The sequence below is a fragment of the Cryobacterium sp. MLB-32 genome (assembly GCF_000738085.1).
Lineage (GTDB): Bacteria > Actinomycetota > Actinomycetes > Actinomycetales > Microbacteriaceae > Cryobacterium.
Genome location: NZ_JPRS01000441.1, coordinates 1 through 812 on the forward strand (window position 1 = coordinate 1; position 812 = coordinate 812).

Annotated in this window: 1 protein-coding gene; it reads left to right on the forward strand. The window is 59.5% G+C overall.

The annotated features are described in order from the left end of the window. Window positions 1–812: ImmA/IrrE family metallo-endopeptidase (locus JF66_RS23860; RefSeq protein ID WP_197059497.1), on the forward strand; the 812-nt coding region annotated here is incomplete at both ends.

The following is an 812-nucleotide window of genomic DNA, read 5'->3' on the forward strand; positions in this document are numbered from 1 at the left end:
TGATCTTCTACGCTCCCACCTCCAACAGCAAGCGTGAGAATTTCACGTTGGCGCATGAAGTAGGACACTGGCTCGTCGATCAGGACGAAGAAATACTCGACTGGATCGCAGATCAAGATGAGGCGGGCCTTGCCCTTGAGACACTCTGCGACAGAGTCGCCCAACGTCTGCTGCTGCCGGCTGACCTGATCGACGACTTCGTGTCGCATCCCATTAGAGCTCGACAGGTCGTTCAGCTTTACGAAGGCTCAGCGGCCAGTAGACCTGTGGCTGCAATTGCCGTCGCCTCCCGCCTGGGAGCCGTCGGCGCAGTGATCATTATCGACCGGTGCAGCGGAGAGGTCACGAGCTCAAGCATTCAACCCGACACGGAACACGGGTGGCCAAAGGTGTACCCATGGCGAGGGCAGCACCTACCCGACGGCCACTTCCTCGCGAATATGGAACCGGAGCAGTCGCTAACTCGCCGCTCGTTCTGGCGCACGCCCTGGGGCGCCCGCGAGGACTATTTCATCGACGCGATTGCTGACGAGCGCCGAATCATCGCCGTGCTTTCCGGCAATGACATTTGGCATGTCGAGGCAATGCCTGTCCTGATCGACCGTTCGTACGACCAACGACTCGTCGACAAAGTCTTCTGCTGCGGCGAGATTCTGGCGGTTCGCGGGTTCCCTTGCTCCAAGTGTCATCAGCACTTCTGCCCAAAATGCGGCAACTGCAGATGCACCCGGGTCAGCGCCAGCGAGCAGCGGTGTAAGAGCTGTAATTGTCTGTCCCCGGTGCACGTGATGACCGACGGTCTCTGCGAGATG